The sequence below is a fragment of the Haloterrigena sp. KLK7 genome (assembly GCF_037914945.1).
Lineage (GTDB): Archaea > Halobacteriota > Halobacteria > Halobacteriales > Natrialbaceae > Haloterrigena > Haloterrigena salinisoli.
Genome location: NZ_CP149787.1, coordinates 137,406 through 161,059 on the forward strand (window position 1 = coordinate 137,406; position 23,654 = coordinate 161,059).

At 67.7% G+C, this 23,654-nt stretch carries 22 protein-coding genes; 12 read left to right on the forward strand and 10 right to left on the reverse strand.

The features are described from left to right. Positions 1–175 precede the first annotated feature (175 nt). On the reverse strand, positions 176–1,516 hold the full coding sequence (gene glmM / locus WD430_RS00700) for a phosphoglucosamine mutase (RefSeq protein WP_339104116.1): 1,341 nt from the start codon (positions 1,514–1,516) through the stop codon (positions 176–178). A 174-nt stretch (positions 1,517–1,690) separates the two neighbouring features. Here glmM and WD430_RS00705 point away from each other — a divergent pair, with 174 nt between their 5' ends. The 6 genes from WD430_RS00705 (at position 1,691) to WD430_RS00730 (ending at position 9,557) form a co-directional block, all read left to right on the forward strand. Further along, positions 1,691–1,999, forward strand: coding sequence for a transcription factor S (locus WD430_RS00705; RefSeq protein WP_339104117.1), 309 nt, complete (start codon positions 1,691–1,693; stop codon positions 1,997–1,999). A 136-nt stretch (positions 2,000–2,135) separates the two neighbouring features. Next, positions 2,136–2,462 (forward strand): hypothetical protein, encoded by a 327-nt coding sequence (locus tag WD430_RS00710; RefSeq protein WP_339104118.1) that lies wholly within the window; start codon positions 2,136–2,138, stop codon positions 2,460–2,462. Positions 2,463–2,545: 83 nt separating this feature from the next. Continuing rightward, positions 2,546–6,136: a chromosome segregation protein SMC gene (smc, locus tag WD430_RS00715; protein ID WP_339104119.1), complete on the forward strand. Its 3,591-nt coding sequence runs from the start codon at positions 2,546–2,548 to the stop codon at positions 6,134–6,136. Further along, on the forward strand, positions 6,129–7,211 hold the full coding sequence (locus tag WD430_RS00720) for a ScpA family protein (RefSeq protein ID WP_339104120.1): 1,083 nt from the start codon (positions 6,129–6,131) through the stop codon (positions 7,209–7,211). Before smc ends, WD430_RS00720 begins: the two co-directional genes overlap by 8 nt. Before the next feature lie 72 nt (positions 7,212–7,283). Further along, positions 7,284–7,994 carry a hypothetical protein gene (locus tag WD430_RS00725; RefSeq protein ID WP_339104121.1) on the forward strand — a complete coding sequence of 237 codons (711 nt, stop codon included), beginning with the start codon at positions 7,284–7,286 and terminating at the stop codon, positions 7,992–7,994. A gap of 102 nt (positions 7,995–8,096) precedes the next feature. Then, complete coding sequence (locus tag WD430_RS00730; protein WP_339104122.1) at positions 8,097–9,557, forward strand: MATE family efflux transporter; 1,461 nt, start codon at positions 8,097–8,099, stop codon at positions 9,555–9,557. Positions 9,558–9,566: 9 nt separating this feature from the next. On the opposite strand, the gene WD430_RS00735 is transcribed toward WD430_RS00730, so the two are convergent. Continuing rightward, a complete protein-coding gene (locus tag WD430_RS00735; protein WP_339104123.1) occupies positions 9,567–10,292 on the reverse strand; it encodes a sporulation protein in 726 nt (241 codons plus the stop codon). Between the two features lie 268 nt (positions 10,293–10,560). On the opposite strand from WD430_RS00735, the gene WD430_RS00740 reads away from it, so the two are divergent. Continuing rightward, positions 10,561–10,752: a hypothetical protein gene (locus tag WD430_RS00740; RefSeq protein WP_339104124.1), complete on the forward strand. Its 192-nt coding sequence runs from the start codon at positions 10,561–10,563 to the stop codon at positions 10,750–10,752. A 97-nt stretch (positions 10,753–10,849) separates the two neighbouring features. On the opposite strand, the gene WD430_RS00745 is transcribed toward WD430_RS00740, so the two are convergent. Next, a complete protein-coding gene (locus WD430_RS00745; RefSeq protein WP_339104125.1) occupies positions 10,850–11,548 on the reverse strand; it encodes a phosphoribosyltransferase in 699 nt (232 codons plus the stop codon). Between the two features lie 108 nt (positions 11,549–11,656). Further along, a complete protein-coding gene (locus tag WD430_RS00750) occupies positions 11,657–11,968 on the reverse strand; it encodes a HalOD1 output domain-containing protein (RefSeq protein WP_339104126.1) in 312 nt (103 codons plus the stop codon). Between the two features lie 264 nt (positions 11,969–12,232). On the opposite strand from WD430_RS00750, the gene thiC reads away from it, so the two are divergent. From thiC to WD430_RS00765, 3 genes are read left to right on the forward strand one after another with little or no spacing between them, the layout of a single operon-like run. Beyond that, on the forward strand, positions 12,233–13,681 hold the full coding sequence (thiC, locus tag WD430_RS00755) for a phosphomethylpyrimidine synthase ThiC (protein WP_339104127.1): 1,449 nt from the start codon (positions 12,233–12,235) through the stop codon (positions 13,679–13,681). Positions 13,682–13,733: 52 nt separating this feature from the next. Then, positions 13,734–14,006 (forward strand): hypothetical protein, encoded by a 273-nt coding sequence (locus WD430_RS00760; RefSeq protein WP_339104128.1) that lies wholly within the window; start codon positions 13,734–13,736, stop codon positions 14,004–14,006. Positions 14,007–14,064: 58 nt separating this feature from the next. Beyond that, positions 14,065–14,964: a PhzF family phenazine biosynthesis protein gene (locus WD430_RS00765; RefSeq protein WP_339104129.1), complete on the forward strand. Its 900-nt coding sequence runs from the start codon at positions 14,065–14,067 to the stop codon at positions 14,962–14,964. Between the two features lie 321 nt (positions 14,965–15,285). On the opposite strand, the gene WD430_RS00770 is transcribed toward WD430_RS00765, so the two are convergent. Then, on the reverse strand, positions 15,286–16,008 hold the full coding sequence (locus WD430_RS00770; protein ID WP_339104131.1) for a helix-turn-helix domain-containing protein: 723 nt from the start codon (positions 16,006–16,008) through the stop codon (positions 15,286–15,288). 193 nt (positions 16,009–16,201) lie between these two features. Between WD430_RS00770 and WD430_RS00775 the strand changes: the two genes are divergently transcribed. Both WD430_RS00775 and WD430_RS00780 read left to right on the forward strand, forming a co-directional pair. Beyond that, positions 16,202–17,059, forward strand: coding sequence for an SDR family oxidoreductase (locus WD430_RS00775; RefSeq protein WP_339104132.1), 858 nt, complete (start codon positions 16,202–16,204; stop codon positions 17,057–17,059). Between the two features lie 2 nt (positions 17,060–17,061). Then, the gene (locus WD430_RS00780) at positions 17,062–19,092 is read left to right on the forward strand and encodes an AMP-binding protein (protein WP_339104133.1); all 2,031 of its coding nucleotides are present in this window, start codon (positions 17,062–17,064) and stop codon (positions 19,090–19,092) included. Between the two features lie 82 nt (positions 19,093–19,174). Here the strand turns inward: WD430_RS00780 and WD430_RS00785 are convergent, their stop codons facing one another. From WD430_RS00785 to WD430_RS00805, 5 genes are all read right to left on the reverse strand, one after another. Next, positions 19,175–19,987 (reverse strand): DUF2182 domain-containing protein, encoded by an 813-nt coding sequence (locus WD430_RS00785; RefSeq protein WP_339104134.1) that lies wholly within the window; start codon positions 19,985–19,987, stop codon positions 19,175–19,177. A 94-nt stretch (positions 19,988–20,081) separates the two neighbouring features. Continuing rightward, positions 20,082–21,362 carry a hypothetical protein gene (locus tag WD430_RS00790; protein WP_339104136.1) on the reverse strand — a complete coding sequence of 427 codons (1,281 nt, stop codon included), beginning with the start codon at positions 21,360–21,362 and terminating at the stop codon, positions 20,082–20,084. Beyond that, on the reverse strand, positions 21,359–22,633 hold the full coding sequence (locus WD430_RS00795; RefSeq protein WP_339104137.1) for a Glu/Leu/Phe/Val dehydrogenase dimerization domain-containing protein: 1,275 nt from the start codon (positions 22,631–22,633) through the stop codon (positions 21,359–21,361). Before WD430_RS00795 ends, WD430_RS00790 begins: the two co-directional genes overlap by 4 nt. 190 nt (positions 22,634–22,823) lie before the next feature. After that, entirely contained in the window at positions 22,824–23,189 is a 366-nt protein-coding gene (locus WD430_RS00800) for a helix-turn-helix transcriptional regulator (RefSeq protein WP_339104138.1), read from the reverse strand. A gap of 85 nt (positions 23,190–23,274) precedes the next feature. Then, positions 23,275–23,601 (reverse strand): hypothetical protein, encoded by a 327-nt coding sequence (locus WD430_RS00805; RefSeq protein WP_339104139.1) that lies wholly within the window; start codon positions 23,599–23,601, stop codon positions 23,275–23,277. Between the last annotated feature and the right edge of the window lie 53 nt (positions 23,602–23,654).

The following is a 23,654-nucleotide window of genomic DNA, read 5'->3' on the forward strand; positions in this document are numbered from 1 at the left end:
ACCGGCAACAGGGATCGCCACACCCACCCCAGCCGATTCGTTCGCTACGCTCACGAAGACCTCGCGCAATGTCGTCGATCGATCCTCACTGGCGTTCGGGTACGATCGACGGCGCACGCCACAGCGAGGCGAGATCCTCAGCCGGAGCGACGACGCGTACGCCGCTCGAGTCGTCTCACTCGGCGGCGGTTACGTCGGTCCCCTCGCTCGCCTCGAGGACGATTTCGCGAGCGTCCTCGAACAGCTCGTCGGCGCGGTCGTCGTCGCGGGCTTCGGCGGTGATGCGGACGACGGGTTCGGTGCCGCTGGGGCGGACGAGCGTCCAGCCGTCGCCGTGGTCGATGCGGACGCCGTCCAAGGCGTCAATTTCGTCGTAGCGCTCGCGGACCGTCGCCTCGACGGTCTCCATCACCCGTTCCTTGTCGTCGACCTCGATCGACGTCCGGCGGATCGGATACGTCTCGAGATCGTCGACCAGACCGGCGAGCGAGCCGTCCGCGGCGGCCATCGCCGCGAGTTTGGCGGCCGCCAGCGGGCCGTCGGGACAGAGCGTCTCGTCGGGCCAGATCCACGCGCCACTGGGTTCGCCGCCGAAGACGACGTCGGGCTCGGTCGCCCGCTCGGCGACGTAGACGTCCCCGACGGCGGTTCGAGTCACCGAGGCGCCGGCGTCCGCGAGCGCATCGTCGACGGCGAGGCTCGTGTCCACCGGCGCGGCGACCCGGTCGCCGCTGCCGACCGCCTCGCGGGCGAACAGCGCGAGCAGGAGGTCCTTCGGGACGAACCGGCCCCGCTCGTCGACGGCCACCATCCGATCGCCGTCGCCGTCGTGGGCGATCCCCAGATCCGCGTCGGTCGCGCCGACGAGTTCCTGGAGGTCCCCGAGGGTCTCCTCGTTGGGCTCGCTGGGCCGACCCGGGAAGCGACCGTCCTGCTGGGCGTTGAGGGTGCGGACCGACGCGCCTAACTCGAGGAGGGCGTCCGCGGTCACGCTCCCGGCGCCGTTGCCGACGTCGACGACGACGTCCAAGCCGTCGAGGTCGTCGACGCGGTCCGCGATCGCCTCGACGTGGCGCTCGAGCAGTCCCGTGTGCTGCGCGCGCGTCCCGAGCCCGTCCCAGGCCGCGAGGTCGTACCGGTCGGTCTCGACGCGGCTCGCGATGGTCTCACGGCGCTCGGCGTCGAACGCCTGGCCGGAGGGCGACCAGAGTTTGATCCCGTTGTCCGTGGCCGGATTGTGCGAGGCCGTGATCACGACGCCCGCGTCGGCCTCGAGCCAGTCGACGCCGCGGGCGACCGTCGGCGTCGGCGCGACGCCCACCTCGATGACGTCGCCGCCGCACTCGCGAATGCCGGCGGTCAGCGCGTCGACCAGAACCGCCCCGCTCTCGCGGACGTCGCGGCCGACGACGACGCGTTCGTACCCCTCGGTGGCGAGCGCACGGCCGACGGACAGCGCCAGATCGGCCGTCACCTCGTCGCCCACCGCGCCCCTGATACCGCTCGTTCCGAACATGCTCGAGGGTAGCACAACCGACTATATAAAGCCCGGAATCCCGTCCGCCCGTGTGAGAGAAGGTGTATCGAGATCCCGCGAGTCGCGGAAAACCGCCGGCCGTGACGCCGCCTGCGACGGCCGGGGAACGGAACGGGTGGCTTAAGTCGCTCGGCCGACGTATCCCGGACAACGATGGAATTTTGTGACGAATGCGGTTCGATGATGAAGGCCGACGACGGTCTCTGGAAGTGCGGGAGCTGTGGCTACACGGAGCCGAAAGGCGACGCCGACCAGTACGTCGTGACCGACAGCCAGGAGGCCAGCGAGATCATCGAGTCCTCCGGCGAGACCTCGCTGCCCGAGACCGACGCCCACTGTCCCGAGTGCGGCAACGACCGCGCTCACTGGTACATGCAACAGATCCGCTCGGCCGACGAGTCCGAGACGCGCTTCTTCATCTGTACCGAGTGCGAGCACAAGTGGCGAGAAGACGATAACTGAGCGTCGCTGAGCGCCGCCGCCCGTCCCGGCGTCGCCCCTCGTTTCGCGGCCCGACGTTCGCGAGCGACCGAAAGTTGCCAGAAGAGTTAGTATTGTCTGACGTACGTTTATGTGGCCAGACAGACCGCTAGAGGGTATGCCGAATAACCGCGTCGAAGAGCTCGAATCGACGGTTGCGGAACTCGAGTCGACGGTAGAGGGGCTGACGGATGAACTCATCGAGGCCAAGGAGCGCATTCGCGTTCTCGAGGCCGAACTCGACGCGGAGACGCCGACTCGCGTTCCCGATCGGCGCGTCTCCGAGGCCGAGGGCGAAGCGGACGTCGACGTGACCGCGGAGGCCGAACCGGACGAGGTCGCCGAGGCCGCGGCCGACGCCGACGCTGACGCCGACGCGGACGAGGAGACGTCGACGACCGACGAAGCGGAAGACTCAGGTAGCGACGATATTATTGTCGCATAACCGCGTGGTACCGGTTCGGTCGCGGCGATATCGCGATCACATCGGCCACGATTCCCCGCACGGATGGAGGGCGCGCTAAGAGAATGTATATCAAGGCACTCGTTCTGGACAATTTCAAGAGCTTCGGCCGCAAGACGAAAATTCCGTTCTACGAGGACTTCACGGTTATCACGGGCCCGAACGGCTCGGGCAAGTCGAACATCATCGACGCCGTCCTCTTCGCGCTCGGACTGGCCCGCACCCGCGGGATCCGCGCCGAGAAGCTGACCGATCTCATCTACAACCCCGGTCACGAGGACGGCGACGCGTCGGGCGGCCCCCGCGAGGCGACCGTCGAGGTCATACTGGACAACGCCGACGAGACGCTGACCCGGTCGCAGGTCGTCAACGCCGCCGGCAGCGAGGACGTCGGCGACGTCGACGAGATCCGCATCCGCCGGCGCGTCAAGGAGACCGAGGACAACTACTACTCCTACTACTACCTGAACGATCGCTCGGTCAACCTCTCGGACATTCAGGACCTCCTCGCGCAGGCGGGCGTCACGCCGGAGGGGTACAACGTCGTCATGCAGGGCGACGTCACCGAGATCATCAACATGACGCCCCACGCCCGCCGGGAGATCATCGACGAGATCGCCGGCGTCGCCGAGTTCGACGCGAAGAAGGAGGACGCCTTCGAGGAACTCGAGGTCGTCGAGGAACGCATCGACGAGGCCAAGTTGCGGATCGAGGAGAAGCGCGACCGGCTCGACCAGCTCGCCGACGAGCGTCGGCAGGCCATGCGCTACCGCCGCCTGCGCCGCGAGAAGGAGGAGTACGAGGGCTACAAGAAGGCCAGCGAACTCGAGGAGAAACGCGACGAGCTCGCCGACGCCGAGGCGACGGCCGACGAGTTGGCGGACGAACTCGAGGAACTCCAGCGCGAACTCGACGAGCGACAGGGGACGGTCGTCCGCCTCCAGGAGGACCTGGAGGACCTGAACGCCGAAATCGAGCGCAAGGGCGAGGACGAACAGCTCCGAATCAAGAGCGAGATCGAGGAGATCAAGGGCGAGATCTCCCGCTTCGAGGACAAGATCGAGGCCAGCGAGGCCGCCATCGAGGAGGCCGAGTCGAACCGCCGCGAGGCGTTCGTCGAGATCGACCGCAAGCAAGAGCAGATCGACGACCTCGAGGACGAGATGCGCGAGCACAAACTCGAGAAGGCCTCCCTCAAGAGCGAAATCCAGGAACGAGAGGCCGAGCGCGACGAACTCGAGGCCGAGATCGAGGCCGTCGACACCGAGTTCGACGAGCTGAAAGCCGAACTCGCCGAGCGCAAGGCGGACCTCGAGGAGGCGAAAACCGAGAAGAACGACCTCCAGCGCGAGCAGGACCGCCTGTTAGACGAGGCCCGACGGCGCTCCAACGAGATCGACGAGAAGGAGGCCGCCATCGAGGACAAGCGCGAGGAGATTCCCGAGATCGAGAGCCAGCGAAGCGACCTCGAGCGGGAACTCGAGAAGGCGGAGAAGAACCGCGAGAACATCGCGGGCGTCGTCGACGACCTCAAAAGCGAGAAGCGCCGCATCCAGTCCGACATCGACGAACTGGACGACGAGATTCAGGCCAAACAACAGGAGTACGCCGAACTCGAGGCCAACGCGGGCGAGAGCGGCGACACCTCCTTCGGCCGCGCGGTGACGACGATCCTCAACGCGGGGATCAACGGCGTCCACGGGGCCGTCGCCCAGCTGGGATCAGTGCCGGGCGAGTACGCCGTCGCCTGCGAGACGGCGGCGGGCGGTCGGCTCGCGAACGTGGTCGTCGACGACGACGTCGTCGGCCAGCAGTGTATCGACCACCTCAAATCTCGGAACGCGGGCCGGGCGACGTTCCTCCCGCTGACGGACATGAGCCAACGTCGACTGCCGTCGGCCCCGAGCGATCCGGGCGTCGTCGACTTCGCGTACAACCTCGTCGACTTCGACGACCAGTTCGCCGGCGTCTTCTCGTACGTGCTCGGTGACACGCTCGTCGTCGAGGACCTGGAGACCGCCCGCTCGTACATGGGCGACTACCGGATGGTCACCCTCGACGGCGACCTGGTCGAGAAGAGCGGCGCGATGACCGGCGGTTCCGGCAGCGGCTCCCGGTATTCCTTTACCGGCGGCGGCGAGGGCCAACTCGAGCGCGTCGCCAAGCAGATCACCGAACTTCAGGAGGAACGCGAGTCCCTGCGCGAGGACCTGCGCGGCGTCGAGGAGCGGCTGGACGACGCCCGCGACCGCAAGACCGACGCGACCGACGAGGTGCGGTCGATCGAGAACCGACGCGAGAACCTCGAGGAGCGACGCGAGTCCATCGAGGCCGAGATCGAGGCCCTCGAGGACGACCTCGACGAACTCGAGGACGAACGCGAGTCCGTCGACGAGCGGATGACCGAGATCTCCGGAGAAATCGAGGCGAAGACCGCCGCCGTCGAGGAGATCGAGACCGACATCGAGGAACTCGAGACGGAACTCGAGGACTCGAAGATTCCCGAACTCACCGCCCAGATCGAGGAACTCGAGGCCGAGATCGACGACCGCGAGGACCAGATCGCCGAGCTCGACAACACGCTCAACGAGCTGAGCTTAGAGAAGGAGTACGCCGAGGACGCCATCGAGGACCGTCACGACGAGATCGAGGCGGCCCAGAACCGGAAAGCCGAACACGAGGAGCAGATCGAGGAGTTCGAGGCGGAAATCGAGGCCAAGGAGGCGAAACTCGAGGAGAAACGCGAGGCCGTCGCGGAGTTAGAGGAAGAGCTCACCGAACTGAAGGAAGACCGCAGCGAGCTCAAGGACGAACTCAGCGACGCGCGGGCGGAACGCGACCAGCAACAGGATCGGGTCAACGCCGTCGAGAGCAAACTCGAGGACACCCGCAGCACGGTCAGCGACCTCGAGTGGGAGATCGAGAGCCTCGAGTCGGAGGTCGGCGACTACGACCCCGAGGACGTCCCCGACCACGACACCGTCCTCGAGATGATCGACCTCCTGCAGGCGGACATGGAGGCGATGGAGCCGGTCAACATGCTCGCGATCGACGAGTACGACGAGGTCCGGAGCGACCTCGAGGAACTCGAGGACGCGAAGGCGACGCTGGTCGAGGAAGCGGAGGGGATCCGCGACCGTATCGAGCAGTACGAGACCCAGAAGAAGGCGACGTTCATGGACGCCTACGACGAGATCGCCGCGCAGTTCACGGAGATCTTCGAGAAGCTCTCGGAGGGGACCGGTACGTTGCACTTAGAGAACGAGGAGGACCCCTTCGACGGCGGGCTGACGATGAAGGCCCAGCCGGGCGACAAGCCCATCCAGCGCCTGGACGCGATGTCCGGCGGCGAGAAGTCGCTGACGGCGCTGGCCTTCATCTTCGCGATCCAGCGGCACAACCCGGCGCCGTTCTACGCGTTAGACGAGGTCGACGCCTTCCTCGACGCGGTCAACGCCGATCGCATCGGCGAGATGGTCGACGAACTCGCCGACGAGGCCCAGTTCGTCGTCGTCTCCCACCGCTCGGCGATGCTCGACCGCTCCGAGCGCGCCATCGGCGTCACGATGCAACAGGATAACGTCAGCGCCGTCACCGGGATCGATCTGAGCGACGGCGCCGACGCGAGCGGTGAGGAGGTGCCCGTGAGTGACTAGGGAGCCGCCACGCGGCTCGGACGACTCGCGAGACGTCGATCCGGACGAGTTTTACACGGACGGCGGGCAGGACGACATCCCCCTGAACATCGCCGGTCACGAGGAGAGAGAGCCGCCGGGGGAATCGGGTTCGGAGACGGACTCGAGTAGCGACGGCGGCCCTCGAGACGCCGATCCCGAGGCCGAGGAATCGGTCCTCGAGTTCTCGGAGGACGAGACGGCCGGCGACGACACCGACGCAGACGGGGACGGCGACGAGGATGACGAAGTCGAGCCCGTCGAGTTACTGGTGCAACTCGCCGAGGACGGCGAGATCGACCCGTGGGACATCGACGTCGTGCGGGTGACCGACAAGTTCCTCGCGGCGATCGAGGACGTCGACCTGCGGACGTCGGGGCGGGCGCTGTTCTACGCGAGCGTCCTCCTGCGGATGAAAAGCGACGAACTGTTCACCGCCGACGAGCCCGACGAGGAGGAACTCCCGCCGTGGGAGGCCCCCTTCGCCGACGAGGGGCCGGGGCCGATGGACGGCGGCGACGGGGACGGACCGGCGCCCGGGTTCGACCCCGTCGAGAGCCTCGAGGCGGAGATGGAGCGGCGCCTCGAGCGCAAGCAGGCCCGCGGGAAGCCGGAGACGCTGGACGAACTCGTGCGGGAACTGCGGTCGGCCGAACGCGGCTCTCGGTGGAAGGAATCGCGCAGTTACGACACGAGCGAGTCGCCCCAGGGGTACGATCGGGGCGTCCAAGAGCTCGACTACCACGCCGACGACGACTTCCGGGTCGACGACGAGCCGACCAGCGACGACGTCACTCACACGACCCACGAGGAGGACATCGAGGCGGTCATCGACGACGTCGAGACCGAACTCGAGACCCAGTACGACGGGGGCCGCGAGGAGGTGCTGTACGCCGAGATCGAGGGCGTCGGCGGCTCGCGCGTCATGACCTACCTGGCGCTGCTCTTTCTCGCTCACCGCGGTCGGATCCGCCTCGAGCAGGACGAACTGTTCGGCGACCTCTGGATCCAGAACGCCGCGGCGGAGACGGACGCGAGCGAAGCGATCGCCGATTGATCGCGGGATCGTGATGGTCGACTGAGGGTTCTGCCACAAACGTTTACCAGTCGCTATCCCAACGTCGGAGCGATGGAACGGCCCGACGACGCAGTGATCCGCATCCACGTCGAACTGTTCGCGCTGATCCGGCGGCTCCTCCCCGTCGCGATCCTCGTCGGGTCGTTCGCCGGTCCGATGTCCGTCGCCGAACCGCGCATCGCGATGTGGTACTCGGCGGTCCTGTTCTGCGTGAGCCTGTTCGTCCTCTGGACGCTCGAGGGCCTCCCGCTGTATCCGGCCCACACGTTCGGGCTCGAGTACCGCTTCGAGGACCGTCCGCTCGAGTCCGGGACGCGACGCTGCGTCCACTGCGAGCGCGTCATCGACGACGGCGTGCATCGCCGCTACGCCCGTCAGGTCGTCGCGCTGGGCGTTCCGATCTACACGATCGCGTGGGGCAGCAACGACGTCTGCCGGGACTGTCTCGGAATCGGGGCGGGCGCGGGACGCGCGCCCGGGTGGACGCGGCGAGGGGACGTCGGCCGCGTCCACCGCGGGGCCCCGGTCGACGAGCGCGGACGCGGCGTCGGTCCGGCATCGGCCGCGTCGGCGGCCGCCGACGCCGCGTCCCGATCGGAATCGGCACCGGCCGACGGTGCCGCAGCGTCCGACGGGGCTGCCCCGAACGACTGGCGTCGCGACGACACCGGCCCCGGAACCGAGATCGTCCGACGCGTCGATCTGAGCGACGAAACGGCGGCGCTCGAGGTCGAGCGGGCCTTCGAGGACGGGACGCGGTAGTCGGGATCCGGCGCGACGTCGCGGAACGGATCCGCCGTCGATCGTGATCGAAGATATCATACCTCGCGAATGGTCAAGTGACTCGAGAGACAGTGCTCTAACATGTCCTCCGGCCCGGCGCCGGACGCGAGCACCCTCACCGAGGGATCGCTCGTCCGGCCGATGTTCGAACTGGCGTGGCCGCTCGTGGTCATTCAGCTGTTGCAGGTGACCTACAACGTCGGCGACACCTTCTGGCTCGGGGCGCTCTCGCCCGACGCCGTCGGCGCGGTGAGCCTCGCCTTTCCGCTCCTCTTTCTGGTGATCTCCGTCGGCGGCGGCTTCACGACCGCGGGCTCGATCCTGCTCGCCCAGCACACCGGCGCCGAGAGCGGCGAGGGCGGTCTGATCGCCGGCCAGACGATCTCGTTTATCTCGATCGTCGCGGTCGCGCTCGGCATCGTCGGCTTCCTCGCGACGGACTCGATGCTCGCCGCCCTCCCCGCCGACGCGGAGACGCAGGCCGCGATCATCCCGCTCGCTGGCGACTACCTGCGGGTCTTCTTCCTCGGGATTCCCTTCGTGTTCGGCTTCTTCGTCTTCGCCGCGCTCATGCGGGGGTACGGCAACACCCGCGCGCCGATGCGGGTGATGGTCGGCAGCGTCCTGCTCAACCTCGTCATCGATCCGCTGTTGATCTTCGGCGTCGGGCCGCTGCCCGACCTCGGGGTCGCCGGCGCGGCCGTCGCGACCGTTATCTCGCGCGGACTGGCGACGCTCGTCGGCTTCTACCTGCTGTACTACGGCGGCGTCGGGCCGGACATCCGACCGGAACACCTCCGGCCCCGTCTCGAGTACGTCGCCGAGATCGTCCGCCTGGGCGTTCCGACGGCCCTCGAGCAGTCGATGACGGCGCTGGCGCTGGTCGGGATGACGGCGATGGTCGTCACCTTCCAACCGGCGGTCGTCGCGGCCTACGGGCTGGGCAACCGACTCATCTCGCTGGCCTTCCTGCCGGCGATGGGGATGGGACAGGCGACGGACTCGATCGTCGGCCAGAACCTGGGCGCGGGGAAGGGCGACCGCGCCGAGCGAGCGACGTGGATCGCCGCTGGCACCATCGCGGGGATCATGGCCGTCGCGGCGCTGCTGGCCGCGCTCTTCCCGGAGCCGTTCGTCTCGGTGTTCGTGACGGCCGAGGAGGCGGGTCGCGCTGAGACGATCGCCTACGGCTCCACCTACCTCCGGTTCGCCGCGGTCGGCTTCGTCTTCATGGGCGCCATGCAGGTCGTACTCGGCGCCTTCCGCGGCGCCGGCAACACGAAGACGGCGCTGGCCTTCTCCGTACTGGGCCTGTGGCTCGTCCGCGTGCCCGTGACCTACGCCCTGCTGTTCGTCGCCGAGTGGGGGCCGCGGGGGATCTGGACCGGCGTCGTCGCCGGCGACGTCGTCGGCGCCGTCGCCGCCGTCGCGTGGTTCACTCGCGGCACGTGGAAGGGAGCGCTGGTCGACGAGGACGAGCGAACGGACGACTCGCCGGACGGTGCGGCGGAATCCGTCGACGCCGAGTCGACCGCCGAGTGAGCGGGCGTCTCAGAGAGTCCGTTCGATCGCCGCTCGCAGGCGCCGTTCGAAATCGTCGCTCGTCGACTCGAGCGACAGGCGTTCGTGGCTCTCGTCGGCGTCGAAGTGTTCGGTCAGCAGACCGCCGCGGCGGTCGACCTCGACCAGCAGGTCGAAGCCGTCGCCCTCGGGGAGCGGAACGATCTCCAGTTCGTCCAGTTCGCCCGCGAAGGGGCCCGAGCGAGGGACGAACTCGAACTCCTGGACGAACCGGTGGCTCGAGAACAGCGACTCGCTGGCCTCGCAGTTCGCAGTCCGGAGCGTGAACCCGAGCGATTCGACGGCGTCGAGCATCGTCCGCCGGAGCGGATCCGGTCGGATCTCGACGGGGTCGGTGTCGTCCGGATCGACCGCCCAGTCGATGTCGAGGCCCGTATCGAGCCAGACGTCCGTTTTCCCCATCGTCACGGGCGTGTGATACGGCACATCGATCGAGACGGAGAACGATCTGTCCTCGTCGGGGTCGATCGTGAACGAGTCCGCGATGCGGTGCGAATCGATCGTTCCCGTGCGGGTGCTCTCGTCGGTCTCGTAGCGCGTCTCGAGCGCGAAGTAGATGCCGTCGACCGCCTGGGTATCGTTCCCGCCGGTGACGTCGACGCGCGCGTCGACGGTGTCGCCCGCCGTGAGCGTCGTCGGGAGGACCGTATCGACCGTTGCGGCCCCGATACCGAGGCTCGATAGGATACGTTTCATACGACAGAGTTGTCACAGCCATCAAATAAATCCCTTACTGTACTGACGTGTATCGCAGGAGCGGCCGCGTCCCAGTTCAGCGGCGCTACACCGGCCGCGGCGGAGCGACCGTCTTCCGTCGCGACCTGTCTCAAATCGTTCACTGACTGACCGGGCGCAGGCGTGCTGATAGCAGTCGAACGACTCACTTCCGGCGACAGACCAGTGGTACGGCATGCCAAACCCTTTTGGAAAACGGCTCAAGCGAACACGCGGTGAACGAGCAGGTATGCTCACGAACAGGGAGTCGACCGAGACCGACGGCGGCGTGAAACAGTACCTGGTCCAGTGCGAGGGATGTTCGTTCGAACACGCGGCCACCGACCGCGACGAGGCGATGGCTATCGGTTCCGATCACCAGCGGGAGACGCGACACGAGGTCGTCGCCCTTGAGGTTCCCCCGTCGCTCCGTCCGGCGTAGGGGCTCGCGGTGGCGTCCGCGAGCAGCGCGGAGCCGACGCGACGACGGAGGAATCCGACGCGGCGAGCCGCCCGTATGCAGTCAGTCGCCGGTCGATTCAGTCGTCGCTCAGCGTCCACTCGCCCGGGCCGGCCGACTCGAGGACGTCGCGTCGCTCCATCTCGGTCAGTACTTCCGGCACGCGGTCGGGCTGAGCGATCTCCATCTCGATGCGGTCGATCCCGTGGAACTCGGCGAGGTAGTGACGGATCTCTTCCTGCGTGAACGACTCCTGGTCGGCCTGCTCCATGACGCTGGAGACGAGATCGACCATGTCCTCGATGAAGTTCCAGGGGTAGACGATCCAGGTCCACTCCTCTAGGTGTTCGCCGACGTAGTCGGGCTGGTACTCGCTGGTCCCGAGCAGTTGCAGCGTCGCCGTGCGGACCTCGCCGGCGTCGCGGTCGGTGACGTACTCGTGGGCGCGCTCGATGGAGCCGCCGGTGTCGGCGATGTCGTCGATGATCAACACGTCCTTCCCCTCGACGCTGCCCTCGGGCATCGGGTAGCGGACGGAGGGCTCGCCGCTCTTCTCGGCGGTCCCGACGTAGTGTTCCATCTTCAGGCTCGTCAGGTCGTCCAGTCCGAGGAAATCGCAGAGACACCGCCCCGCGAACCAGCCGCCGCGGGCCAGCGCGACGACGACCTCGGGATCGAACTCGTCGTCGCGAACGTCGTCGCTGACGTCGCGACACAGGCCGTAGATGTACTCCCAGGTAGTGATCGTACAGTCGAAGTCGTCCGGTAGGTCGGACATCGTGTTTCGGGACGTACCACGAATCAGCGGCGCTTAAACGATGGGTATTCGGACGATTCGCGCCAGTCGATAGCACGCCTCGCAACGACTTCCCCCCCTGAGGTCCCGTTAGTCGGTCGTTTCCTCGAGCGTCACCGTGACGCCCGGTCCGTCGCCGACGGCGACGTCGAACCCGCCGTAGGAAAACGAAACGCGTCGCGTCTCTCCCGGCTGCGACGCCGTCGACTCGAACGTCGCGTCGAGTGCGTCGGGATCGATCGCGTCGTACAGCGGTGGGAGCGACGTGGGATCGGCCTCCGACGCGGACGCGACGGCCTCGATGACGGCCAGCGTCGGCGCCTTCTCGGACGAGAAGACGTACGTCTGTTCGTCCGTCGAGCTACTCCCCCTGTCAGCGTTGCGATGATGTTCCGTCGCCATAACTCCTTGCGAAGTGGGCAACATCGTACTATAAAAATCCACCTGTGTTGGACTGGATTGTAACTATCGTTCACCGGGATCTCAGCGTCGCTATCTGACGGATTTGCATCCGAACTTCTGAGAGCGGTACTGGGAAGCGACGACGGAGACGCCCTGCGTTAGAACACCGTCCCGGCGGATCGATTCCACCGTCTCGCGGCTCCGTTCGAGCGAGGAGTCCCCAGCGTAAGCGCTATATAACTCGATGATACAACCTAGTTATCGATGGCGCGAACCCAGATCGAAGCCGCCCGCGAGGGGACGGTCACCGACGCGATGGAGCGAGTCGCCGAGCGCGAGAACCGCGACCCCGAGTTCGTTCGGAAGCAGGTCGCCGAGGGACAGGCCGTGATCCCGGCGAACGCGAATCACGACGCGCTCGATCCGATGATCATCGGCCGCGAGTTCGCGACGAAGGTCAACGCGAACATCGGCAACAGCGAGGAGACCAGCGACCTCGAGACGGAACTCGAGAAACTCCACACCGCGGTCCACTACGGCGCGGACACGGTGATGGATCTCGGCACCGGTAGCGACTTAGACGAGATCCGCGAGACCCACGTCGAGCACTCGCCGGTGCCGATCGGGACGGTGCCGCTGTACGAGGCGGTCAAGCGGGCCGGCGGTCCCGAGGAACTCACGAAGGAGCTGTTGCTCGAGGTCATCGAGAAGCAGGCGGAGCAGGGGGTCGACTACATGACGATCCACGCCGGGATTCTGGCGGAGCACCTGCCGCTGACCGACGGCCGCAAGACGGGGATCGTCTCGCGGGGCGGCTCGATCATGGCCTCGTGGATGGAAGCACACGGCGAGCAGAACCCGCTCTTTCAGGTGTACGACGAGATCTGCGAGATCTTCGCCGAGCACGACGTCACCTTCAGCCTCGGCGACAGCCTGCGGCCCGGCTGTCTGGCCGACGCCTGCGACGAGGCCCAGTACGCGGAACTCGACACGCTCGGTGAGTTGACGCGCCGCGCGTGGGAGTACGACGTGCAGGTGATGGTCGAGGGCCCGGGCCACGTTCCGATGCACAAGGTGGCGGAGAACGTCGAGCGCCAGCAGGAGGTCTGCGACGGCGCCCCCTTCTACGTCCTCGGGCCGCTGGTGACCGACGTCGCGCCGGGCTACGACCACATCACGAGCGCCATCGGCGCCGCGATGGCGGCCCAGGCCGGGGCCGCGATGCTCTGCTACGTCACCCCGAAAGAACACCTCGGCCTCCCGGACGAAGAAGACGTCCGCGACGGCCTCGCGGCCTACCGGATCGCCGCCCACGCCGGCGACGTGGGGAACGAACGCCCCGGCGCCCGCGACTGGGACGACGCCCTCTCCGAAGCGCGCTACGAGTTCGACTGGCGCGAGCAATTCGCCCTCGCGCTCGACCCCGACCGCGCTCGCGACTATCACGACCAGACCCTCCCCGGAGACAACTACAAGGAGGCCCGCTTCTGCTCGATGTGCGGCGTCGAGTTCTGCTCGATGCGGATCGATCAGGACGCTCGCGAGGACGGCGAGATGGAGTCGCTGACGACCGACGAGGACGGCGGGACCGACCTCGAGTCCTCGCCGGCCGCCGAGGTCAACCGGCCGCCGGTGGGGATCCACGAGTCGGGCGAGTTGCCGCCGCTCGAGGACCGTTCGGAGTATCCGGCGGAGACGCCGAGCGACGACTGACGGTGTCGAGCGGTCACTCAGTTCTTTGGGGCCACGGTGCGATAGTGAGACCATGACCACGGGACTCCGCTCGACCCCGACGCTGACCTGTTCGGAGTGCAGCGAGCCGATCGCGGACGCGGGATACCTCCCGGCCGTCGAACGCGACGACGGGTACGAACCGCTGGCCGACGCGGCGGTCTGCGACGCCTGCGGGTTCAACGAGATCGGCATGATGGGCTGTGCGCCCGAACTCGACGACGTGATCGATCCCGAACCGGATCGCGCGCTGCTGTACGTGACGGTCACGGACGACGGCGTCGACGTCGTAAGCGCGAAGGGCTGACGGGTTCGGGACGACCGAGGCCCGGGGATTGATACGCCCGTCGGCCCACCACCGTCGTATGAACACGATTCGAATCCTACAGGTCGACGCCTTCACGGACGAGCCGCTGACCGGGAACCCGGCCGGCGTCGTCCCCGACGCGGACGGGCTCTCGGACGGGCAGATGCAGTCGATCGCCGCCGAGCTGGCGGTCAGCGAGACGGCGTTTCTCGGCCCCAGCGAGACGGCCGACTATCGCGTCCGCTACTTCACGCCGACCCAGGAGGTCGACCTCTGCGGGCACGCGACCATCGGCTCGTTCGCCCACCTCCGCGACGAGGGCCTCGAGGCGGGGACCTACGCGCTCGAGACGAACGTCGGGGAACTCGAGATCGAGATCGATCCGGACGGCACGGTCTGGATGACCCAGGACGAACCGCAGATCCGCGAGGTCGACGTCGGCTACGACCGAGTCGCCGACGCGCTGGGCGTCGACGCGGCCGCCCTCGAGGGGGCCAGCGACGACATCCCGCTGGCGGTGTCCTCGACCGGGCTCCCCTTCCTGATCGCGCCGATCACGTACCTCTCGGATCTCGGGAGCGCCGAGCCCGATATGCGGGCGATCGAGGAGCTCACCGACGAGGTCGACGCGACCGGCGTCTACTGCTTCACGTTCGACGCGCTCGGCCGGGAGTCGACCCTGCACGGCCGGATGTTCGCGCCGGGAGCCGGCGTGCCGGAGGATCCCGTCACCGGTACCGCCAGCGGCGCCGTCGGCGCGTACCTCGACCGCTTCGGCGCGTTCGACGACGATTTCCCCGAGGAACTGCGCCTCGAGCAGGGCCACTACGTCGATCGACCGGGGCTGGTCCGCGTTCGGATCGGCGAGGACGTCCGCGTCGGCGGTCGCGGCGTGACGGTTCTCGACGGCTCGCTGGCCGTCCCCGAGGCGGAGGACGACGACATCCTCGAGGCCTGAGCGGAGCCGGGAGGGCGACTTTCCGAACCGCTCAGTCGCGGTCGAACGCGTCGACGCTCGCGTCGTCGGCCAGCGGATCGCTGCCCCGAGAAGGCCCGCGGCGACGAGCGCCGCGCCGAGCAGCACCGAGAGGACCGCCACTAACCGATAGCCGAGCGCCCACCTGAGCGAGTGGCTGCTGTCCACAGTCGGCTCAGTCGCGCGAACAGAATACCGTCTGGAGACGAACGAGTCGCGTTTTCGGGCGAAACGAACGGGTACAGGGCGATTGCGGCCATCCCGCCAGTACGGCAGTGACCGTCCGCTCAGTGCAGCCGACGGTCAGCGCGTTTGCGTCACCGTCTCGTCCATGTTCTCGAGGGCCGACAGCGCCGCCTGCAGGACCTTGCGTTCGCTTCGGCGGAGGTTCATCGACACGGCCGTCTTCGAGACGTCGAAGTGGTTCGAGAGGTCCTCGAGGGTCGTCGCTCGGGGCGTCTCGTAGTAGCCCTCCCGGGCGGCCGTCTCGAAGGTCTCGCGTTCGGTCTCGGTCAGCGACCGACAGCCCTCGAGCAGGCGGAGCGCGCTGTCGGAGTTTTCCAGCAGATCGAACAGTTCCGTCGGCCCGAACTGGTCGCGGTCCGCGACGGTGTAGTCGTTGTGTCGCTCGAGTTCGGCTAACGCGTGATCCTCGTCGGCGTCGTCGTCGAAGCCGACGTGCCACTGTTCGTGCCCGTCCTCGATGTGGAAGGGGCCGGTGATGTAGCCGCCGTTTCGCTGGATCGTCCGCATCGCGTTGGTCTCCTCGATGGTCGTCCCGATCTCGGCGACGTTCTCCCGCTTCGAGAGGATGTAACACTCGCGCATGTTCGGGTGGTCCCGAAGCGCGTGGAGCCCGTCCTCGAGGGCGCCCGTCGACTCTCCCCGCGCGATGAGCCGGGTCTCGAGTTGCTCGTCGTCGGTATCGAGTTGCCATTGGACGGCCGAGAAGGCGATCTCGACATCGTCGGTCGTGTCGATGAACGGACAGTCGTACTGGCGCATATCGATATCGAGATCGATCATTGATAGCGAGTGAACCACACACAGGGTATTAAGATCTATCACTCGTTCGCGAGCACGCCCCTCTCGAAATCGGAGATTACCGATCGAAATCGGCCGGCACTGATCGGCACTGCGACGATCGAGGCGCCTCCTCGAGCGCTCGTTGATATGTTAACGCGCGTCTTTTAGCGCGTTCCGAGGGTAGCTAAACGAAATGTCACAGGACCAGGTGACGCCACCGACCGTGACCGCCGAGGATATTCACCGGATCGACGACGACGCCTTTACCGATCGCAACGTCTGTCTCGTGACCGGAGCCGGGTCGGGAATCGGCCGCGCGACCGCGCTCGCCGCCGCCGGGAACGGCCTCACCGTCGCCGCGACGGACATCGACGAGGACGGCCTCGCCGGGACCGTCGACCGGGGAGCGGAACTCGGTCTCGAGGGCGAGATCGAGTCGGTCGTCGGCGATCTGACCGAGGACGACGACATAGAACGGATCGTCGAGGAGGCCGCCGAACTGGGCGATATCAAGTACCTCGCGAACGTCGCCGGGATGCAACACATCGACTCGATCGAGGACTTCCCGATGGAGACCTACGACGTGATGCATCGAATCATGCTTCGTGCCCCGCTGTACCTCTCGAAGCTCTGCATTCCGCACTTCCGAGAGACCGAGGACGGGCGGGGCTGCGTCGGGAACATGGGCTCGGTCCACGGCCACTACGTCACCAGCGACAAGGTCGGTTACAACGTCTCGAAGTTCGGCCTGCGCGGGCTCACGCAGTCGATCGCCGCCGAGGGCGAGGGGGAGATCCGCGCCTACTCGATCAGCACGGGCTACGTGAAGACGCCGCTGGTGACCGACCAGCTCGAGGACACCGCCGAGCAGCGCGGCATCTCGGTCGACGAGGTGATCGAGGACGTCATGCTCGGCCAGTCCCGCGTCAAGGAGATGATGGAACCGGTCGACGTCGCCAACCTCTTCCTGCTGGGCTTCTCGGACCTCGGCCGACACTTAGACGGCGGCGACCTGTTGTTTGATGGTGGCATGACCCTTACCTACGAGTAACGATGTCCGACGCAACAGACCCGGCGCTCGCGGACGTCGACGAGATCGTCCACGAGCCCAGCGAGGAGTTCGTCGAATCGACGAACGTCTACGACTTCATGGAGACGTACGGGATCGACGACTACGACGAACTCATCGAGCGGACGACGAGCGAGGTGGACGGGGAGCCCGAGAGCGGAGTCGACTGGTTCTGGGACGAGCTCGTCGACTACCTCGACATCGAGTTTTACGAGGAGTACGACGAGGTTCGCGATGACAGCGACGGACCGCAGTTCACCGACTGGTACCCCGGGGGCGAGATCAATATCGCCCACAACGTCCTCGACCGACACGCCGCCGTCGACGAGGAGCGGCGCAACACGGTCGCGACCATCTGGGAGGGCGAGGACGGCGAGATCCGGGAAGTCACCTACCACGAGCTACACCGGCAGTCGAACATGGTCGCCAACGCCCTCGAGGAGCGAGGCATCGAGACCGGCGACACGGTCGGCCTCTACATGCCGATGGTCCCCGAGGTCGTCTCGATCCTCTACGGCTGCTTCAAGGTGGGCGCGATCGCGGTCCCCATCTTCTCGGGCTTCGGCGTCGACGCGGCGGCGACCCGGATCGCGGACTCGGAGTGTTCGGTGCTCTTTACGGGCGACGGCTTCTACCGCCGCGGCGACCCCGTCTTCCTGAAGTCGGCTGCCGACGAGGCCATCGAGGAGGCCGGCCACGTCGAGCACACGATCGTCTTCGACCGACTCGGCTCGAGCGATCCCCGGAACGAACACGAGATCCCGTGGACCGACGACCGCGACGAGTGGTGGGCCGACGCCGTCGAGACCGCGGACGACGAGTACGAGACGAAATCGCTGGATTCGAGCCAGGAGTCGATGCTCCTCTACTCGTCGGGGACGACGGGCAAGCCGAAGGGAATCGTCCACACCCACGCGGGCGTGCAGATCCAGTGCGCCAAGGAGGTCTACTTCGGGATGGACCTGAAGCCCGCCGACCGCTTATTTTGGGTCTCGGACATCGGCTGGATGATGGGGCCGTGGACGCTCATCGGCACCCACACCTTCGGCGGCACCGTCTTCATGTACGAGGGCGCGCCCGACCACCCCGAACCGGACCGCTTCTGGGAGATGATCGATCGGCACGAGCTGACGCAGTTCGGCATCTCGCCGACGGCGATCCGGGCGCTGCGCAAGCACGGGGACGACTGGCTCGAGGGCCACGACCTCTCCTCGCTCAGAGTGCTCGGCTCGACGGGCGAGCCCTGGGACCCCGAATCCTGGCGCTGGTTCTACGAGCACGTCGGCGGCGGCGAGGCGCCGATCATCAACATCTCCGGCGGCACCGAAATCTGCGGCTGCTTCCTGATGCCGATGCCGACCCAGCCGCTGAAACCCTGTACGCTGGGCGGGCCCGGACTGGGTATGGACATCGACATCGTCGATCGCGACGGGAACTCCGTCAGGGAGGACAACCAGCGGGGCTTCCTCGTCGCGAAGGACTCCTGTCCCTCGATGACGAAGTCGCTGTGGTCGGGCGACGAGCGGTACCTGAACGAGTACTGGTCGACGTTCGAGGACCCGCCGATGTGGGACCACGGCGACTGGGCCCAGAAGGACGCGGACGGCTTCTGGTTCCTCCACGGCCGGGCCGACGACGCGCTGAACGTGGCGGGTCGCAAAGTGGGACCGGCGGAGGTCGAGGGGGCACTCATCGACCACGAGGCCGTCAACCAGGCCGCCGCAATCGGCGCCCCCGACGAGACGACCGGAACGGCGGTCGTCACCTACGTCATCCTCGATGACGGCCACGAGGAATCGGACGACCTCAAGGAGGAACTGCGGGCCCAGGTCGGCGAAGAGTTAGGAAAACCGTTCCGCCCGCGCGAGATCCTGTTCGTCGACGACCTCCCGAAGACCCAGTCGGGCAAGATCATCCGCCGGGCCATCGAGGCCACCTACACAGGCGAGGACTTGGGCGACATGAGCAGCATCGAGAACCCCGAGGCGCTCGAGGAACTCGAGGCGGCCAGATAGCGCCGGGTCGCGCGGCTCCCGACGAGGTTCGATACCGCGATCCGAACGATCGCTACGGCTATCGAAGCCCGAACGAAGCGGTTCAGACCGCCGGGACACCGAACAGGAGCGTGAACGCGGCGGCGCCGAGCAACACGACGCCGAGGGCGCGGGCGACGGCGTCCCCGTCGGCCGCGAGCCGCTCGAGTGACACGACGAGCGTCAGGCCGACCATGACGAGGAGGTTCATCGACCCGAGCGCGACCATCAGCGCGAACAGCGGCCACGTGCAGCCGATGCAGTTCGCGGCGTACTCGAGACCCTCGCGAGCCATTCGAGCGACGGACGGCCGATGGTGGACCGACCGGCAACACCCGCATCGCGCGAGCAGGTCGCGTTTCAGCGACGTGAACTGGTAGCCGCCCGCGAACGCGAGCAGGCCGCCGACCGCGACCGCACCGACGCTCACGCCGATTACGGTCCCGGTCAGCAGGTCGCGAATCGAAACCAGAGCGGCGACCGCCAGCGGAACGGCCCCGACGAGCGTCCACGCGAGCCCGTAGCCGCCGAGGAAGGCGGTGATCGACGGGACGAAAACGGAGTCACAGAGGTCCGATCGATACCGCCGAACGACGGGCAGCAGCGACGGGAGCATCATCGCCAGCATCATCGCGCCCCACGTGAGCAGGTACGCCGCGACGCCGCCGAGCCCGTTCGCCATCGCCGCCGTCTCGGGGACGCCGGGCGCGTCCATCGGCGCCTCGAGGCCGGCCGGTACGGGGCCCGGCCCGGGGAGCCACCCCTGAACGAGGACTAACCACAGCAGCGCCGACAGCGAGAGGACGAGGACCTCGGGGACCGGAAGCGCGTCGGGATCGATGCGATCAGTGAACGGGAGTGACGTGTCGGGAATCATCGGTTACGCGGGGGACGAGAGGTCGGAACGCGATCCGGATCGGGCACGGTGACGGCGGCCGACGAGGGCGATCCGGCCGCTGGACGGCCGTCGCTCACTCACGGCGGTCACCGCCGTTCGGTCGCTCGCGGCGGTCGCGCTCGAGGACGACGCCACCGGCGCCGACGGCGACGTCGACGGGGACGGTCGCCAGCCCGTCGGTATCGGCGCTCGAGCGGGCGAGGGCGAGGCCCAGCAGCGACTGTTCGGTCGGGGCGTCGAGTGCGGTCCAGCGGATGCTGGCGTCGCGTTCGTAGATCCTACCGCCGGTCGCGACCGCCACCGCGTCGGTGCCGAGCGAGCGGATCGCCTGCAGCGCGCCCTGTCCGACGTGCAGCGGCGTCCAGTTCTCACAGTGGGGATCGTATCGGTACGCGATGCCGTCGGCGCCGGCGATGAACACCGACTCGTCGCCGGCCCAGACGTCCTGGAAGTCGACCTGCGCGTTTCTGACGCCGATCCGTTCCCACTCGTCGGGCTCGGTGTCGGTGGGTTCGGTATCGGCCGGCTCGCCGTCTCTGGGATCGCGCTCCGCCGAATCGTCGGTCGCGGCGGCGCCGTCGGCCGGGTCGGCGGGTTCCCGGTAAGCGCCGCCGCTGGTGTCGACGGCGTAGAACCCGTCCGGGCCTGCCGTCAGGCCGGGGATCGTCGACCCGCCGCCGGGTTCGACGACCTCGCCCCAGACCGGACAGCCGTCCTCGACGACGCAGTCGAGGACTTCGCCGGAGCCGTTGGCGATCCGCACGCGTTCGGACCCCGTCTGACCGGAGACGGCGATCGCCTCCCACGTGCTGGTCTTCTCCATCGGCGCCGAGTAGTCGCTCAAGTAGCCGTCGGCCACGTCGTAGAACCCGAGCGCGCCGCTGTCGCCGGCGAACCAGAGCCGACAGCCGTCGTCGGTCGCGGCGATCGACCGGAGGGTGTTCTCCGAGACGCCGGGACCGCGCTCGAGGACGACCCGCCAGTCGTCGTCGGCCCGGTGGAGCAGGAGGCCCCCTTCGCCGCAGGCGTAGGGGCCGTTCTGCCCGTGGACGACCCCGTGGAGGGTCCGCGACGTCGGCGACTCGACGGCGTTCCAACCGCCGCGGTCGTCGGTCGCGATGCCGTCACCGCCGGACCCGTTCGGCCGTCCGCCGGCGTCAGCGTCGGCGTCGGCATCGGTCGCCCGATCGGCGTCTTCGGCGTCTTCGTCGTCACCGTCGGTTCGGCCGTCGCCGCCGATCAGGTCCCGGCCGCTCTCCCCGTCGCTCGCGTCGCGATCGTCGGATTCGGCCGACCCGACCCGCTGGAGCCACTCGAGCGCGTCCGAGAGCGACTCGTCGACGCGATCGATCACCGAATCACCTCGTGGGCGCCGGCGACCCGGGAGAGCCCGACGCTGTAGGCCGCGTCCCGCCAGCTCAGGTCGCACCGTTCGCGGCGGTCGCGCACGTCGTCGACCGCGTCGGTGAGCGCGTAGGCGAACTCGTTTGACACCCGCGCGTCGCTCATCCGATCGCGACCGACGTTGTGGACCCACTCGAGGTGGGCCGCCACCGCCCGCCCGGCGGACGCCAGTACGGCCGGAACGACGGTGATACCGCGCTCCTCGAGGGCGCGCTGGCCGTCCGGCGTCACGGCGCCGACGGTCCCTTCGACGACGAGGTCGGCCCGTATCCCGTCCGCGTCCTCGGCGGTGATCGCCGTCTCGGGCGCTCCGAGGAGCAACGCGTCGGCGTCCCGCTCGAGGACGTTTTCGGTGCCGGTCACCGTGCCGTCCTCGTACTCGGCGATCGCTCCCGGTCGGTCGAGGTAGCTGGGGACGAGATTCGTATCGAGTCCGGACCCGTCGTCCGGAGCGACGAGCCCGGCCCGGTCGCTACACATCGCGACGACGGTACCGCCCCGGAACTCGAGCAGGCGAGCGGCCCTGGCGCCGGGGACGCCGACGCCGTAGACGGCGATCGTCGCGTCGGACAGCGGCCGCTCGCAGTCGGTCTCGAGGATCTCCTGGGTCACGTGGGCGACGCTGTGGCCCTCCGCTCTGTCGATCTCCCGGAGACCGCCGATGGCCGGCGGTTTGCCGGCGACCGTCGCGGTCCGGGGGGCGTCGACGCGATCGGTGGCGGCGTCGGCGAACCGCGCCATCGTTCGCTGATTCGTGCCGACGCCCGGCACGAGGACGTCGCCGCGTTCGCCGTCGGAGAGGCGCCTCGCGTAGGACCGGGTGAGCCGAACCCGCTCGTCCCGGGAGAGCGCCGTCGGATCGACCGCGATCCCGCCGGCGGCGCCGCCGAACGGGAGGTCAGCGATCGCGGCGCTGACGGTCGCCGCGGCCGCGAGTCCGGCGCAGTCGTCGCCGGTCAGGGCCGGGTAGTAGCGGTGCGGGCCGAGGTAGGGGCCGCGGACGCCGTCGTGGCGGACGCGATAGCCCTCGCAGACGTCGAGCGTCCCGTCGTCGCGTTCGAACGGAACCGAAATCCGCTGGCGCTGGCGGGGATGCAGGAGCCGTTGCTCGATCTCGTCGGGCACGCCGAGTCGCCGCGTCGCGGTCGTCGCGTACGTCCACGGCGCAGCGAGATCGGGGGCTGTTCGATCGGCGTCGGAAGTGTCGTGAAACGGGATCATGGTGTCTCGATGGATGCGTCGCCGCTCGGACGGCTGACTGGTCGGTCGGCGAGTCGGTTCTCCGTTCGATGGCGTCGGCCGGTCGAACTGCCGGAGACCGGTGACGCCGCCGATACGGGTGGAGTCGAGACGAGCGTCGCTGGGACCGCCGGCGATCGCCGCCGTCGGGACCGCAGCGCGGGAGCACCGGTCATGGCGACTCACAGACCAGACAGCGCCGTTCCCACTCGTGGTGCTCCTCGAGGCGTCGGTTGGCGCGTGTGCTCGGACGATAGGCGTTCGTTCGTCCGTCGAGGGGGTGTTTCTCGACGTATCCCTCTTCGACGAGTTCGGCCAGGTTCTGGTAGAGCCGCCCCTGGTTGATCTCCTCGTCGTAGTAGCAGTCGAGTTTGTCCTTGATGACGAGCCCGTGTGGATTGCGCTCCGCGAGCATCCGGATGACGAACAGCTGATCGCGTTTGAATCCGGTCAGGTTCACCAGCGGACGCGGCTCCGTGTTCTCGTCGGAAGTCGGTTCGTCACTGTCGTCGGTGTCAGTCGAAGCGTGATTGGACATCGGTGCGTCATCGGCGGCGAAGCCGCCGAAGCTACGCGCGGGAGTCGAACCCGCACCCGGCCGGGTCCGGACGTAGCGAGGGTCCTCAGGGACCGAACTCCATCCGGTGTTCGCGGTAGAGAACCCCGACGAACGCTCCGAGGGGCGGGAGGCCGAGGATCACGAGAATCAGCCCGGCGTAGACGGCGGCCGACAACTGGAGGCTCGCGACGAAGTAGGCCATCACGGCGGTCGCGGCCGCGAGCAGCAGCGCGATACTCGAGAGCACGAGCCCGAAGCTCAGCTTCCGGAACTGCCACTCGAGGTTCCCCGACCGACGTAACTGTTCGATCAGGACGACGGTCGCGGGGATCGTCACCGCGATCAGTTGCAGGAGCATCAGTGCGACGTCGGTGCTTGCGGTAGTGGACATGGGTGTAGTGTGGATCGCCGCGGAAGTGGGCTGACCGCGCGCATCTGCGGTCG